The organism is Falsiroseomonas sp. RANM36 (genome assembly GCF_056682175.1).
Genome location: NZ_JBWXTD010000042.1, coordinates 1 through 509 on the forward strand (window position 1 = coordinate 1; position 509 = coordinate 509).

Genomic DNA, 509 nt, shown 5'->3' on the forward strand with positions numbered 1-509 from the left:
GCGGGCGCGCGGGGGGGGGGGGGGCGGGGGGCCGGGGGGCCGGGTGGGCGGGGGGGGGGGGCGACGCCGAGCAGCGGGCCGGTCTCGGCGTCGTCGAGCAGGCCGAGGATCTGCGCCCCGGTCGCATGCAGCGCCTCGATCACCGGCCGGGCATGGCCGCCCGCGCCGAGGGCCCGGGCGCGCCTCCCGGCGGCAGGCGCCGGGCGCGACGATCATGCAGGCGCTGCGGCCACGCATGCGGTCGCAGGCCTGGGCGGCCGCGCCGCGGGTGGAAAGGCCGACCACGCGGGCACGATAGAGCGTGCTGCGGCCCTGGGAGACGCGCTCGACCGCGACCCGCGTGCCGGCGGCGCCGATCCGCTGCTGCGCCTGGCTTGCGGCGTTGCGGGCCAGGTTCTCCGACGCGAAGGCGCCGACCTGCACGCCCCAGGGTCCGCCGGCGCGCCCCCGCGCCCGGGGGGCGCGCGCGGGCGGCGCCGGGGCGCGCGGGCGGGGGCCCGCGGGGGGCC

The 509-nt window shown here is 84.1% G+C and carries 2 pseudogenes; both read right to left on the minus strand.

Going from position 1 to position 509, the window contains the following annotated elements:
* Positions 1-158: pseudogene (locus AC1MIR_RS27760) on the minus strand (hypothetical protein); the annotation flags it as partial.
* 61 nt (positions 159-219) lie between these two features.
* Positions 220-509 (minus strand): annotated as a pseudogene (locus AC1MIR_RS27765) (SPOR domain-containing protein); the annotation flags it as partial.